This is a genomic window from Empedobacter sp. UBA1574, assembly GCF_002322895.1.
GTDB lineage: Bacteria > Bacteroidota > Bacteroidia > Flavobacteriales > Weeksellaceae > Empedobacter > Empedobacter falsenii_B.
In genome coordinates this window covers 20,833-35,343 of record NZ_DCOI01000012.1, presented here as the reverse complement: position 1 = coordinate 35,343, position 14,511 = coordinate 20,833, and the positions used below count along the sequence as shown (strand labels likewise).

General features: G+C 32.3%; 14 protein-coding genes. 4 read left to right on the top strand and 10 right to left on the bottom strand.

The features are described 5' to 3' along the window. The first annotated feature begins 146 nt into the window (after positions 1-146). The gene (locus B3578_RS02635) at positions 147-1,355 is read left to right on the top strand and encodes an MFS transporter (RefSeq protein ID WP_349676194.1); all 1,209 of its coding nucleotides are present in this window, start codon (positions 147-149) and stop codon (positions 1,353-1,355) included. On the opposite strand, the gene B3578_RS02630 is transcribed toward B3578_RS02635, so the two are convergent. After that, positions 1,336-1,917, bottom strand: coding sequence for a DUF5715 family protein (locus tag B3578_RS02630; protein ID WP_219034309.1), 582 nt, complete (start codon positions 1,915-1,917; stop codon positions 1,336-1,338). The two genes, B3578_RS02635 and B3578_RS02630, sit on opposite strands and share 20 nt — an antisense overlap. A gap of 43 nt (positions 1,918-1,960) precedes the next feature. After that, positions 1,961-2,605 carry a DUF5715 family protein gene (locus B3578_RS02625; RefSeq protein ID WP_114999918.1) on the bottom strand — a complete coding sequence of 215 codons (645 nt, stop codon included), beginning with the start codon at positions 2,603-2,605 and terminating at the stop codon, positions 1,961-1,963. A gap of 262 nt (positions 2,606-2,867) precedes the next feature. Here B3578_RS02625 and B3578_RS02620 point away from each other — a divergent pair, with 262 nt between their 5' ends. The 3 genes from B3578_RS02620 to B3578_RS02610 are packed head-to-tail and all read left to right on the top strand — an operon-like array spanning position 2,868 to position 5,514. Beyond that, entirely contained in the window at positions 2,868-3,743 is an 876-nt protein-coding gene (locus B3578_RS02620; RefSeq protein WP_114999920.1) for a carbon-nitrogen hydrolase, read from the top strand. Then, on the top strand, positions 3,743-4,450 hold the full coding sequence (locus tag B3578_RS02615; RefSeq protein WP_114999921.1) for a subclass B1 metallo-beta-lactamase EBR-4: 708 nt from the start codon (positions 3,743-3,745) through the stop codon (positions 4,448-4,450). The genes B3578_RS02620 and B3578_RS02615 overlap by 1 nt, the downstream gene beginning before the upstream one ends. Positions 4,451-4,452: 2 nt before the next feature. Further along, a complete protein-coding gene (locus B3578_RS02610) occupies positions 4,453-5,514 on the top strand; it encodes an agmatine deiminase family protein (protein WP_219034310.1) in 1,062 nt (353 codons plus the stop codon). 74 nt (positions 5,515-5,588) lie between these two features. Here B3578_RS02610 and B3578_RS02605 read toward each other — a convergent pair whose 3' ends face one another. Genes B3578_RS02605 through B3578_RS02570 form a run of 8 tightly spaced genes read right to left on the bottom strand, consistent with a single transcriptional unit; the run spans position 5,589 to position 14,509 of the window. Continuing rightward, entirely contained in the window at positions 5,589-6,329 is a 741-nt protein-coding gene (locus tag B3578_RS02605; RefSeq protein WP_286495612.1) for a rhamnogalacturonan acetylesterase, read from the bottom strand. A gap of 1 nt (position 6,330) precedes the next feature. After that, entirely contained in the window at positions 6,331-7,305 is a 975-nt protein-coding gene (locus tag B3578_RS02600) for a pectinesterase family protein (protein ID WP_286495611.1), read from the bottom strand. Then, the gene (locus B3578_RS02595; RefSeq protein ID WP_219034313.1) at positions 7,302-8,204 is read right to left on the bottom strand and encodes an alpha/beta hydrolase; all 903 of its coding nucleotides are present in this window, start codon (positions 8,202-8,204) and stop codon (positions 7,302-7,304) included. The genes B3578_RS02600 and B3578_RS02595 overlap by 4 nt, the downstream gene beginning before the upstream one ends. Then, positions 8,188-9,855: a glycoside hydrolase family 28 protein gene (locus B3578_RS02590; protein WP_221855156.1), complete on the bottom strand. Its 1,668-nt coding sequence runs from the start codon at positions 9,853-9,855 to the stop codon at positions 8,188-8,190. The genes B3578_RS02595 and B3578_RS02590 overlap by 17 nt, the downstream gene beginning before the upstream one ends. After that, positions 9,855-10,667: a rhamnogalacturonan acetylesterase gene (locus B3578_RS02585; RefSeq protein ID WP_286495610.1), complete on the bottom strand. Its 813-nt coding sequence runs from the start codon at positions 10,665-10,667 to the stop codon at positions 9,855-9,857. Before B3578_RS02585 ends, B3578_RS02590 begins: the two co-directional genes overlap by 1 nt. Then, positions 10,667-12,295, bottom strand: coding sequence for a glycoside hydrolase 43 family protein (locus B3578_RS02580; protein ID WP_221855152.1), 1,629 nt, complete (start codon positions 12,293-12,295; stop codon positions 10,667-10,669). The genes B3578_RS02585 and B3578_RS02580 overlap by 1 nt, the downstream gene beginning before the upstream one ends. A 5-nt stretch (positions 12,296-12,300) precedes the next feature. Next, complete coding sequence (locus B3578_RS02575) at positions 12,301-13,515, bottom strand: glycoside hydrolase family 88/105 protein (protein ID WP_291046876.1); 1,215 nt, start codon at positions 13,513-13,515, stop codon at positions 12,301-12,303. 10 nt (positions 13,516-13,525) lie between these two features. Further along, on the bottom strand, positions 13,526-14,509 hold the full coding sequence (locus B3578_RS02570) for a DUF4861 family protein (RefSeq protein WP_291046874.1): 984 nt from the start codon (positions 14,507-14,509) through the stop codon (positions 13,526-13,528). Positions 14,510-14,511: the final 2 nt, after the last annotated feature.

Genomic DNA, 14,511 nt, shown 5'->3' with positions numbered 1-14,511 from the left:
ATTTTATGCGGTATTCGGATTAACACAACAATAAGTAAAGATTAAATTTAAGTAAATAAGAATAATATATTTTCAAATTTAATAATGGATGAATAATTGTCTTTGATTATTAAATATTCTAAATTTGCAACCGATTGCATTATGTTATGGAAGAGAAATTAAGCATGAGTTCACGACAAATTTTCATGCAAATTATAGGTTATGTAAGTTTTTCATTTATAGGTTATTTACTTATAGGTTTACCGTTGGCTATTTTACCTATTTTTATTACAAAAACATTAGGTTTTACTGAGCTTGTAGCGGGTATTGTAATTAGTTTGCAATATGTGATAACTTTTATATTGAGAGGTTATGCGGGAAAAATCGTAGATACAAAAGGTCCTAAACCAGCCGTTTTATTGAGTATGAGTTTGTTTATTTTAGCAGGAGTTTTATTATACTTTTGTTACTTCACAAGAAACAATCATTTTTTGTCAATAGCTATTCTTGTACTTGCGAGATTGGTTACTGGTGCAGCAGAAGGAATGGTAGGTGGAAGTCCAATAAACTGGGCAATTTTAAAAATTGGACAACAACATACAGCGAAAGCAATTTCTTATAATGGTGTTGCTAGTTATGGTGCATTGGCAATTGGAGCACCATTGGGAGTTATCTTAAATCAATATTTTGGACTTGGTTTTATTGGTTTGTTTAGTATTGTTTGTGCGATTATAGGTTATTTTTTAGCTAGAAATAAAGAGAATATATTAACTGCAGTTTCAAAAGTTCCGCAACCATTTATAAGTGTATTGAAAACAGTGGCTCCTTTTGGAATTTGTTTAGCACTTGCAGGTCTTGGATTTGGAGGAATTTCTAATTTTATAACACTTTACTACGACTTTTATAGTTGGTCGAATGCAGCTTTATGTTTAAGTGTTTTCAGTTTATTGTTTATTGTAGGACGATTATTTTTTAATAGTTCAATTAATACATTAGGAGGATTAAAAGTTGGAATTATTTGCATGATAGTCGAAACGATAGGTTTATTAATTCTTTTTAGTGCGCCAAATTCTTTTATCGCTCTTATTGGTGCAGGTATTACAGGAATTGGTTTTTCATTGGTTTTTCCTGCGATGGGAGTAGAGGCTGTTGCTTTGGTTTCAGATAATAGTAAAGGAGCTGCTGTAGCTGCGTATGGCTTGTTTATTGATATCTCATTGGGAATTACAGGTCCTCTAATTGGTGGTGTTATCAGTTTGTTTGGAATGTCAAACTTATTTGGTTTTTGTAGTTTGTTTGTGTTTATAGGATTATTGTATAGTTATTATTTACAAACAAAAAAAAATCGTTCAGAATTTAATAATTCCGAACGATAATATGAAAACATCTAATTTTAGATTCTTTTACGTAGTAAATTTTACCTGTTCTAACATAATTTTTTAGCACTTGTTCTAACTCTTTTTCTAGTTTAGAATCAGGTCTAATTTTATGATTAAACCTAACATAAGAAATATCAAAAGCAGCACCAAAATTATGTGAACTATCATTAGAAGAAGCATTTTTATTAATTCCTCTCAAACGATTTTGATCATGTAGCGTTCGTGTCATTGATGTAACAACGAAAAAATTTTGACCTGTTGTTTTTACAAAATCTCTTGCAATACTTGTCAAAATATCTCGACCTTTTGGAATAAGATACGAATGACTATGCGTTAAATCACCAACTCGCCAACCATAACCACGTTGTTTTATTTTAACCAATTTACCTTGATTGATATATTTGTTCAACTTTTTATCACCATCAATTAGCTCAAGTTTATGAGATTTTGCGGCATTCAAATGCTGAACATATTCTTTAGAAGGTTCTATAATAACTCGAGATTGAGCGTAACCGAATAAAGAAGAGCAAATAAAAAAAGTTGTTAAAAATTGTTTCATGATTCAATTCTCTTCTGCAAAAATAGAAAAGAACTTTTATATATTACATTGTTGTTGATTTAAATTGATCGGGATTACGAACCGTTACATGAAAACAGTGTTGTCTATATTCTTTGATATAGTAAATTTTACCGTCTTCTTGCAATTGTTTTAAAATCGCTTCTAAATTATCACGATGAGTTTTGCTATACGTATATTTATTATTGAATTTTGTATACGACAAATCAAAAGAAGCACCATAGTTATGAGAACTTTCGCCTTTTGCTGCATTGCTATTTACTCGTCTTAAACTTGCTTGACTTTCTTCAGAACGGGTAAGCGAAGTTACAGTAATTGTAGCATTGTTTTCGTCCAGAAATTTTGAAGCAATTCGTTCCAACACAGTTTTTGCTCTGTTATTTAAAAAAGCTTTACTGTGTGTTAATTTCTCAATTGTGTACCCATTTCCTTCTTCAGGAATTGCAACTAATTTTTTTGTAGCAACTAAACCTTCAATATCATCAAAACTCTTCACGATTGGAATGTTGAATGATTCTGCTGCCATTAAATGATCGTCATAAGTTACTTTTTTTGTAGAGATAGAAGTGGATGAAGAGGCAGAATTTTCTGCTAAAATGTAACTTTCTTGACTTTGAGCTGAAATAAATATTCCGCTAAAAAGACAAGAAAGGGCAATTAATTTTTTCATGTTTTAAATTATTACGCGACAAAATTAGAAGTTACAATTTAATAAAGACTTGTTAAAAATTATAATATTTAGGTAAACTTTTTTTAAAATTTTCTTAAATCTGTTCTCAAAATAGCATTGCTAGATAGATTGATAGAAATTTAAATTTCATCACATTTGAAACATAAAATATTCTTAAATATAAATTCTAATAGATTAAATCCTACTAAATTCGCTATTTTTGTAATTATTATTCATTTTTATTTTTAGACCTATTTATAAAATGGCAAAAGTTAAAGTTGGAATGGTACAAATGACTTGTACTAATAACAAACAAGAAAATTTAAACAAAGCAATAGAGCAAGTAAAAGTAGCAGCTGCAAAAGGCGCTCAAATTGTGTGTTTGCAAGAATTGTTTACCTCATTATATTTCTGTGACGTAGAAGATTACGATAATTTCGACTTAGCAGAAGCAATTCCTGGACCATCAACAGATGCGTTATCAGTTGTAGCTAAAGAATTGGGAGTGGTAATTATCGCTTCATTATTCGAAAAACGTGCGCAAGGTTTATATCACAATACAACCGCTATTTTAGATGCTGATGGACAATATTTAGGAAAATATCGCAAAATGCATATCCCAGATGATCCTGCGTTTTATGAAAAATTCTATTTTACTCCAGGTGATTTAGGTTACAAAGTTTTTGATACTAAATTTGGAAAAATTGGAGTGTTAATTTGTTGGGATCAGTGGTATCCAGAAGCTTCTCGTATAACAGCATTGATGGGAGCAGAAATTTTATTTTATCCTACTGCGATTGGTTGGGATACGACGCAAGACGAAGAAACAAATCAAGATCAATACAATGCTTGGCAAACAATTCAGCGTTCACATGCGGTTGCGAATGGAGTTCCGGTTATTTCTGTAAATCGTGTTGGTTTTGAGCAAGATGGAGCAATGAAGTTCTGGGGAGGCTCTTTTGCGACAAATGCGCAGGGAAAATTGTTGTACTTAGCAACGCATGATAAAGAGGAAACAGAAGTGGTTGAATTGGATTTGAACGAATCTGATTTCTTCCGTAAACACTGGCCTTTCTTAAGAGATCGCCGCATCGATTCTTATCAACCAATTACAAAACGTTTTATAGACGAGGATTAATGAAGAAATTATTTTCACTTATAGCATTGATAGGAAGTTTTGCATTTGGTCAAATAAAACCAATTCAGATTGATCCGATTAATAACAATTTATTTGTTTATCAAACATTCAATTCGTTTAATGGTGTTGAGTATAATGCAAATGGAATGTATTTGGTAACGAATAAAGGAATCGTTTTGTTTGATGTTCCTTGGCAGAAATCGCAATATCAAGAATTAAATGATATGTTACAAGAAAAGTATAATTTGCCAGTTATCGCTGTGTTTGCAACACATTCGCATGATGATAGAGCAGGAGATTTAAGTTTTTATAATGATTTGAATATTCCTACTTATGCAACTTCTTTAACCAATTCTAAATTAAAAAAAGAAGGAAAAGCGACATCAAAATTTGAGATTGAATTAGGAAAAACATACAAATTTGGTAATGAAAAATTTGTTGTTGAATATTTTGGTGAAGGACATACTTCTGATAATGTTGTGGTTTGGTTTCCAAAATATAAAGTGCTGAATGGAGGTTGTTTGATAAAAGGTGCTGACGCTGTAAATTTAGGTTACACAGGTGAAGCAAATGTTACTGAATGGCCAAAAACAGTACAGAAACTAGTTACAAAACATCCAAAAATTAAACAAGTTATTCCAGGTCATGATAATTGGAAAGTTACTGGACATATCGAAAATACGTTTAAACTTTTAGAAAAGAAATAAAATTGAACACTATAGATACATCAAAATTCCCAAAAGATTTAGGATATAGATTTCCTGCCGAATGGGAAGAACACGAAGCAACATGGTTGTCTTGGCCGCACAAAGAAGAATCTTGGCCAGATCGTATTCAGTTAATTTATCCAGCTTATGCTGAATTTATTGCTGAATTATCGAAAGGTGAAAAGGTTCGTATTAATGTGAAAGATGAAGAAATGAAAGTGTTTGCGTTGTCTTTTATCGAAAAAACGGATGCAGATTTGTCACAAGTTGAGTTTTATTTTAATGAAACAAATGATGCATGGTGTCGCGATCATGGTCCTGCATTTTTATTGAATAAAAACAATCCTGATAACCCAAAAGTTATTGTTGATTGGGGATTCAATGCGTGGGGAGGAAAATATCCACCTTTTGAAAATGACGATGTTGTGCCAACAAGAATTGGTGCAGAATTTAATCTTCCTGTTTTTCATCCTGGAATTATTATGGAAGGAGGTTCGGTCGAATTTAATGGAAAAGATACGTTGATGACATCAAAATCTTGTTTACTGAATGAAAATCGTAATCCAGATTATTCGCAAGAACAAATCGAAGAATTTTTAAGAAATTATTACGGAGTTTCGCAAATTCTATGGGTAGAAGACGGAATTGTTGGTGATGATACGGATGGACACATTGATGATACAATTCGTTTTGTAAATGAAGATACAGTTTTGACGGTTGTTGAAACAGATGAATCGGATGATAACTACGAATTGTTGCAAGTGAATCTTCGCCAATTGCAAGAAATGAAATTACGAGATGGACGTCCATTAAACATTATTGAATTGCCAATGCCGGATGCGGTTTATTGCGAAGGTGAGCGTTTACCTGCTTCTTATGCGAATTTTTATATTGCGAATAAATCTGTCATTGTACCAACTTATCGTTGTGCAAAAGATGCAATTGCTTTGGATATTATTCAGAAATGTTTCCCCGATCGTAAAGTTGTAGGAATAGATTCTACAGATATTATTTGGGGACTAGGATCTTTCCATTGTTTGAGTCAACAAGAACCTAAGATTTAGTTTTTAAAATACAAAAATACCCCTCTTCAAAATTTCTTGTTGAGGGGTATTGATTTAGAATGAAAACTAAAAACTTATTTTTTAATATATTTCTCTAAGCCGATATTTAGTATGATCAGTTCTTTAACAGCTAATTTCGAAACTTCTTCGGCTCCAAGTTTTGATAGATGAGTATCATCGTTTTTGCCTTTTGGATAATAATCAATTTCATTTGGTTGATAATGTAAATGCAATTTTTTAGAGTTTCCTGGACCATATTTTATTTCCAATTTCTCTGTCAAATATTGCATATCAACAAACGGAACATCCAAATCTTTTGCAACACTTCTCACAATCAAAGGATATAAACCGTGAGTGTCAACCAAAACGCCTTTTTCATTAAAATTTCGACGAACAATAGAAGTCATTAAAATCGGAATAGCACCTTTTGCTCGTGCTTCTGTAACATATTGTTCCAAATTTGCGCGATATTGAGTGACAGGATTTGTGTAACGAACAGAATCTTCAATTTTTTGATCGTTATGTCCAAATTGAATGATTACATAATCACCTTTTTTCAATTGATTCTGAACTTTTTTCCATCTTCCTTCTGTTCTAAAACTTTTGGAACTTCTTCCATTTGTTGCATGATTCTGAATTTCTAAATCAGAATTCATTAACTCAGGCAAAAGTTGTCCCCAGCCATGTTCGGGATTTTTAGTTGGATTTTCTTTATTCGCCATTGTCGAATCTCCAACAAGAAATAGGGTTCTTTTTTGTGCGAATATTATGCTAAAAAACAAGCATAAAATCGTTGATAAAATTATTTTTTTCATGTTAATTCTGCTTTGGATTCCATCCGTTAAAAATATTCTCGATGGTATATTTTTGTATTTCTTTTTCGGTTAATTGATGCGACCAAATTGCTCTTTTTTGAGGATTATTTCCTAAACCTTTATTTTTATATTCTGCATAATAAGCTTTTTTTTCTTTATCTGGAAACATTGCATCACCTTTCCATTCGTTCCAACCAATAGGAAGAATATGTTTTCCCATTTCGGTATGTATAAAAACTGTTTTGGCAAAAGGACGCCAAGGTCTTCCCAAATAAACTTTTGTCAAATTGTCTTCTGCAATAAGACTACAATTGAAAAAAACATAACCAAATTCTTGCTCTTGATGTGTTGCCGCAGCTGTAATATAAGAATTAGCCAAACTTTTTATGGTACAATGCTCAAAAACGGCAATTGCTTCACCAAAAATAAAATCTGTCGTTCCTTCGATATAACAATTTTGATAATATTGACGACTTCTATTTGTAGCTGTGTACAATGTATCTTGACATCCTAATAACCGAATATTTTTTGCCACAAATTTATCGCCTTCCACATGCAGAGCAACAGCTTGACCTTGGTTACAACTTTCGTTTTGTATCGTGAGATTTTCTAATTGTATATCATCTGCTTCAACCAAAAAAGTGTAGGAAGTATAGGTTGTCATTTTTTGATTGGTTAAACCATCTATTTTTCCTGAAAAATCATTATTAGTAATAATAGTTTTCTCTGAATCTTCACCTTTTATCTTTATTTTATGTTTCCAAGAAGGAATTCTAATTTTTTCGAGATAAACGCCATTTTTAACAAGAATCAAAGCTTGATCTGGTCCTAAATCTCTCAACGAATTAATCGCTTCTTGAATAGATGTAAAATCTGCTTGTTGATCTTTTGCAACAGTAATTGTTTTGTATTGAGCATTTACATTAGTATAGATGAAATGTAAACAAACTATAAAAATGAATTGAATGATTTTCATTTGTTAAATCGTTTCGTTAAAAAATCAATAATGTAGTCTTTCGTTTCATCAAACCAAGGATTCATCAACCAAAAAGAATGAGGCGAATTCTTAATTTCGTATGCTTCATTTAGAATATGATAATCGCTTAATTTTTTCATCATATCATCTCTACCAGCTCGAAATCTCGGTTGCGAACTATTGATAAATAGAGTAGGAGGCGTTTTAGAAGTAACATATTCTAAAGGCGAAGCTTCTTTCCAAAGTTCAAAATTATCTTGTTTCGTATAACCGAAAAAATAACTGGCATAAGTACCTTCTTCAGCTTCGGGATGAATAAAAGAAACAATTCCATCAATATTGATAATTGCAGCAATTTTCTTTGATTTTACGCCGTAAAGTGTTGCCAATTGAGCACCTGCAGAAGCGCCAAGAATAACGATTTTCGATTGATCGAGTTTGTGTTTTTTACGATTCTTTCTCAAATAATTAACCGCATCATCCATATCTTCTAAAGGAGCTGGATATTTTGCAGCATCACTTAATCTATAATTTATCGCCATCGTTACAAAACCAGCTGAAGCCAACGTTTGAGCCATTGGTTTTTGATTTTCTTTGCTACCCGAAATCCAACCTCCACCATGTACAAGAACAATTGCTATAGAGGATTTAGTTTGATTTTTTGGTTGATAAATATCTGCTTTTAATTGATGTTTTTCTTGATAAATTATATCTTCAAACGCATTAATGTTTTCGAAGTTTTTAGAAGAAATCGGCGTAATAAAAGGGTAATTTTTCTTTAATTTTTTGTAAGTCGTTTCGATTGTATAAGGCGAAGCCTTCGGTCTCTCAACTTGACCGAAGGCTATCACCAAATGCATCATAAAAACAAACAAAATCTTTTTAATTGATAACTGCATTCTTTTTAACTTCTTTAGAACTTGTTACATTCTTCTTATCAAATGCTTTTGGTAACTTGATTTTATCAGATTCATTACCAATAATCTTAATTTCTGGAGTTGTAGCTGACTTGAATTCAGTAGTGCTTAAATCAACATTTTTACTGTTAAAAATTGTGACCGCTTTTCCCTCTTTGTAATTGAATTTTATATTTTTCAGTTGAATTCCATCAGCGTCAATAATACTTAAAGCTTTTTTCGTGTCGAAAGTTGAATTTTCAACCACAATATTTTTAATATTCATTTCTGCAAGTCCCATGATAAACAAAGCTTCGTGAGAACTTACAACATTAATATTTTTGAAAAATATATTTCGAATTGTTGGAGTTTCCTCTGTTACAGGAACTTTTTTATCATTTCTTTTTTCGTCATCTGCATTTTGATCATCTTCTACAATCGGAGAATTTCCTTCGTAAAACATGTTAAAACCAATTGCTTGCGCAGGAATATTAATCATATCAATATTAGAGATGTAAATATTTTCGATTAATCCACCACGACCACGAGTCGTTTTGAATCTTAAACCAATATCTGTTCCGATAAAAGTTGCACCAGAAACATGAACATTACGAACACCACCAGACATTTCGCTACCAATCACAAATCCGCCGTGCGCATGATAAACTGTGTTATTTTTGATAATTACATTTTCAGTAGGAATTCCACGATCGCGACCATCTTTATCTTTTCCAGATTTGATACAAATCGCATCATCACCAACATCAAACGTATTGTTGTAAATCAACACATTTTTACAAGATTCTAAATCCAATCCATCTCCATTTTGCGAATACCAAGGATTTCTAACATTCAAATTTCGAATGATAATATTCGAACTCATTAACGGATGAATGTTCCATGCTGGTGAATTTTGAAACGTTGGACCATCTAAAAGTACACGATCCGAATTAACAATACTAACCATTACTGGACGTAAAAAATCTCTTACTTTAATTAGATCTTCTTTGCTAATTTTATCAGGAACATTAAAATTAGAACTGCTGATATAACCTAATTTAGAACCTTCGCTTGGAAACCACGTTTTTTTATCATCTGATAAAACTCCGCCAGACGCAACTAGATTTTTCCATTGAGAATCTGTCATTTTACCCTTCTTTACAAAACGCCACGCATCACCATTTCCATCGATTGTTCCATTTCCTGTAATCGCAATATTCTGCGCATTTTTTGCAGAAATAGGAGAAGCAGTACGCGTTGTATTTAATCCTTCGAAGCTTGTTTCAACTAAAGGATAATCGTTGAAATCTTTACTAAAAATCAATAAAGCACCATCTTCTAAATGTAAATTGATATTACTTTTAATTTCGATAGGACCACTCAACCAAATTCCACGTGGAATAACAACTTTTCCTCCACCTTTTGCACTTGTTTCTGAAATAGCTTTGTTGATTGCTTCTGTATTTTTGAAAATTCCGTCCGATTTTGCACCATATTGAGCAATTGAAACAACACGATTTGGAAACGAAGTTTCTTTTACTTTGGGCATATTAAACTCAATATCTTTGTAAATATTCTCATCAACTTGAGCTGATAAATGAGAAGAACAAACAACCGCTAACGCAACTGTAAGTAGTTTTATGTATTTTTTCATTATTTAATGGTTTTGTTTTGAATGATATTTTTGAATTCTTTGAAAACAATTGATGCGACAGCTTTTGCGCCTGCAATTTGAAAATGTGTATTATCTTTTTGTCCATTTGGATAAGCATCGTACAAATTCGCTTCAAAATTCATGAAATAGGTTTTTGTTACATATTCTTGTCCTTTTTGGCTAAAAAAATCCATCGATAATTGATTTAAATCTAAGAATGCAACATTTTTTTCTTTTGCAATTTCTTTTGCAACAAATGGATATTCGCCATGTACATTTTCTAACTTTCCATTTTTCCAAGGATAATTTCTTGCAACAGGACTTAGAATAATCGGAATTGCACCTTTTTCTCTCGTTTGATCCACATATAATCTCAAAAATTCTTTGTAACCTTCTAAATTTACAAATCGTTCTGGTTTATCTTCGGCGGCATCATTATGTCCGAATTGTATTAAAACATAATCACCTTTTTTTAGTTGAGAATAAACCTCTCGCCATCTACCTTCTTGAAAAAAAGTACGCGTACTTCGACCACCTTTTGCTTTATCCTTGACGATGATATGTTTATTGGCTAAATGTTTCAGATCTTGTACACTATCTTTTGCAAAAAATGGTTGAAATTCTTGTCCCCAACCAGCAATTGGATATCTGTTTTTCATATAGTTTTTGCCCGGATCATAATCGTCTGTATAATCTGCAACAGTTGAATCTCCGATTAAGAAAATGGTGATTGATTTTCCTTTTTGAGCATGACAAAAATTTGACAAAGTAACGAAGCAAATTAAAGCATATAAAAATTGTTTTGTCTTCATTATTTCTCATTTTTATCTACTCTGAACCAATCAAAATCAGCATAACCACCACGTTTCGCATCTTGAGAACTTATACTATATATACCAACTTTTGCTCCGATCCATTTTCCTGGTTTAGCTTGAAATGGTTCTCCGATTGATGTATATTTTTTTCCGTTTTCACTAAAACTAAATTGACAAACTCCGTTAGGTTCGCTCACTCTTACTTTCAAGAAAACTTCATTAGTTCCTAATTTTACTTCGGATAGAATTTTTTCTGGATTATTTTTCTCTGCTTTTTCTGCACGAATCAATTGTAAATAATAACCATCTTTTTTATTTGTGATAACCAAAGATTGATAATCTGTTCCCATGATTAATAAACCAGCAGTTTTCCCTTCTGTAGCATCTTCAGGCGTAAGTTTTATTTTTGTTGAAGCTGTGAAATTTGGTGCAGGAAATTTTTGGGTTAACAAATTAGGAACCGTCCAAAGATTATTCGAATTTTCTGGAACTTTGATAGAGAAAAGACGAAGAAAATTTTGATTTGCTAATTTACTGTACCAAACAATTGAAGGATTTGCGCTCCATTGCCATTGTAATCCAATATCATTTTCTTTAAATTCATCTGTTTCTGAAGGATTTATAATGTCAGACTTATTCGAAATTGTAGGTTTTTTATACGTTAAAACTGGTTCTCCAATTCCATTTTTATCTTGATCAACACCAATAAAGGGCCAATCGTTGATCCATTTCATTGGTTGAAGATGAACAATTCGTCCATAAGTGTCCGCATCTTGAAAATGATAGAACCAATCTTCTCCATTTTTTGTATCCACCCAAGCACCTTGATGAGGTCCATTGACATTGGATTTCCCTTGTTCTAAAACAATTTTTTCATCATAAGGCCCATAAATATTTTTTGAACGTAAAACTAATTGCCAACCAGTAGCTACTCCACCTGCAGGAGCAAAAATGTAATAATAACCGTTGCGTTTATAGATTTTTGGTCCTTCGACAGTTGGATGATTTTCGTGTCCATCGAAAATGTGTTTTCCTTTATCTAAGACTTTTGTTCCTTCCGCATTCATTTTTTTGATTGTCAAAATACTTTTTACACCTGCACGACTTCCTGCCCAACCATGTACGATATAGGCATTTCCGTCCTCATCCCAAAACGGACACGTATCAATAATACCTTTTCCTTCTTGAACTAAAATAGGATCTTCCCATTTTCCGAAAGGATTTTGGGTTTTGACCATGTAAATTCCGAAATCTGGATCGCCCCAATAAATATAATATTCGTTGTTATGAAATCTGATACTCGGCGCCCAAACACCATCACCTCTTTTTGGCGTACTAAAATGTTTAATAGGAAAAACATCGGGTAGGGCATGATTGACCAATTTCCAATTAATCATATCAGTTGAATGTAAAATTGGTAAACCTGGCGCTTCATTAAAACTAGAAGCTGTCATAAAAAAATCATCACCGACACGAATTGCATCAGGATCAGAATAATCTGCATATAAAACAGGATTTTTGTACGTTCCGTTTCCTAAATCTGATATCCAGACATTTGATTTTTGAGCGTGTATTGGCAAGAAATTTAATCCTAATAATGATAGGAGAATTAATGTTGATTTCATGGCGATTAACGATTTAATTCTAATGCAGCTAAAATAAATGGTCCAGTACCTTTCGGATCATTTGCTCTTATTTCTTCACTAATGTAATACTCGTAAGAACCATCGCGATAAGGATTTCCACCTAAACCAGCAACAGAACAACATTTTTCTAAACTTACAATACCTTTTTCATCGACTTGAATAAACTCTTTTAAAATTCCTTCAAATCCATTTTTGGCATTTTTCATGTATGATTTTGGTAAATAACCTTTGTTAACACCTTTTGCTAACGTATAAACGTACATCGATGAACCTGTTGCTTCCAAATAATTTCCTGTTCTATTTCCTTGATCCAAAACTTGATACCAAGTTCCCGAAGAATGTTGAACCTTCACAATTGCCTCCGCATATTGATTAAGGTATTTGATTAATTTATCACGACCTTGATAATCTTTTGGTAAATAGTCTAACACATCAACCAAAGCCATTCCGTACCAACCCATTCCTCTCGACCAGAAGTGTTGAGAAAGACCTGTTGTACTATTTGACCATTTTTCTTTTCTGCTTTCGTCCCAACCGTGATAATATAAACCAGTTTTTGGATCGCGGTTATATTTTTCGATTAAGTCAAATTGTAAAACAATTTTATCATACGATTTTTTCGCTTCAGTTGCGCTCTGAAATTTTGTAGCATATTTTGCATGAAAAGGTTCGGCCATGTAAACACCATCTAACCACATCTGATTTGGATAGATTTTTTTGTGCCAATATCCGCCTTCCGTTGTTGTTGGTTGTTGTTCTAATTGTTTATCTAACGTTTCCATTGCAATTTTGAATCGATTTTCTTTTGTTTTTTCGTATAAATCAAAAATTGCGTCGCCAGATTTAATCATATCTAAATTATAATTCTCGAACTTATACGTATCAATTTTTCCATTCGAATCAATCATTCTATTTGCATAATCGTAGATATAATTATAGATAGTTTGGTTATTTGTTTGCTCATATACTTTGTACATAGCGTCTAAAACCAATCCATTTGTATAACTCCAACGTGGTTTTTTTTGAAAATCTAAAAGTGTAGGATCAGGGAAACGAATAGTTTCTGAAATTGCCATTCTTTCTGACCATTTTAACTTTGGATCGACAAGAATATTTTCTGTATTTTTTTTCTGACTGATACAAGACGTACTCGAAATTATCATCAAACCACAAACCGTTGTTTTTAAAATATTTTTCATTATCAACTATTTATAAACGATTAGACTTTTCTAATTGAACTAATTTCGAATTCAAATCATTGTAGAATTCAGTTTCGTTTTTAAGTCCATTTGGCTCTTGTGCCCAAGCTGCCAAAATATAATATGTCATTGTTTTGGTTGTCGGTTTGAAAACGATTAAATGATCATCTTTTCCGTTTACTAATTTTTCGACCTCATCCGATTTATAGAAAATTGCCATTCCAAGCAAATCATTTTTGTCAACTAAAGTTTGTTTTCCGTAGGTTGCGATATATCCCCAACTTCCATTTGCGCTTTTCTTTTGCTGCAACGGAATATTTTTGAATTTCACCAAACCAGTTGTTAAACCATTCGTTAAGACAAAAGTTTTCAATTCAAATTTAGAAAAACGATCATAAGGATAAATCGAAACTTTTGCTTTTACATCTGTTGTGTGATCCGCAGTTTTCCATTTAGAATAATCAATTTCAAAACTCGAAACATTTTTACTGTTTTTAACTTTGACATATGTATTTTCAACTTGATGCAAATGCGCAACCGTATCATTCACTAATCGTCCAAAACCACCAATTCCAAGCGATTTACCAGCTTTCAGAATATCTTGTCCCCAAGGCTGAGGATCGTGATAAGAATCAAATCCATCTTGTCCAACATCTTGCAAAACTTGCGTTTTTACTTTTTTTCCGAAAATATCAACAGCATTTCTCCAATCCAAATACAAACGATAACCAACATTTTGATTTTCCCAACCTGGACCTTCGTATCGAATATCGAAAGCATGATCGGTATGCTGAGGATCAAGAGTATGTTCTTGTACATTTCGAAATGTTCCGCCTTCGTACTCTTTGTGACCTCTTTTTCCATCTACCCATTTTCCGCCTTCTTTTATAGAAATTTCGGAATAGGTAAATCCATTGTTTTCATGTTGAACCAATCTGTTACTACAAGAAGTGACAAGGATTAATGTTGTTATTGTGGCAATAATTTTTTTCATAC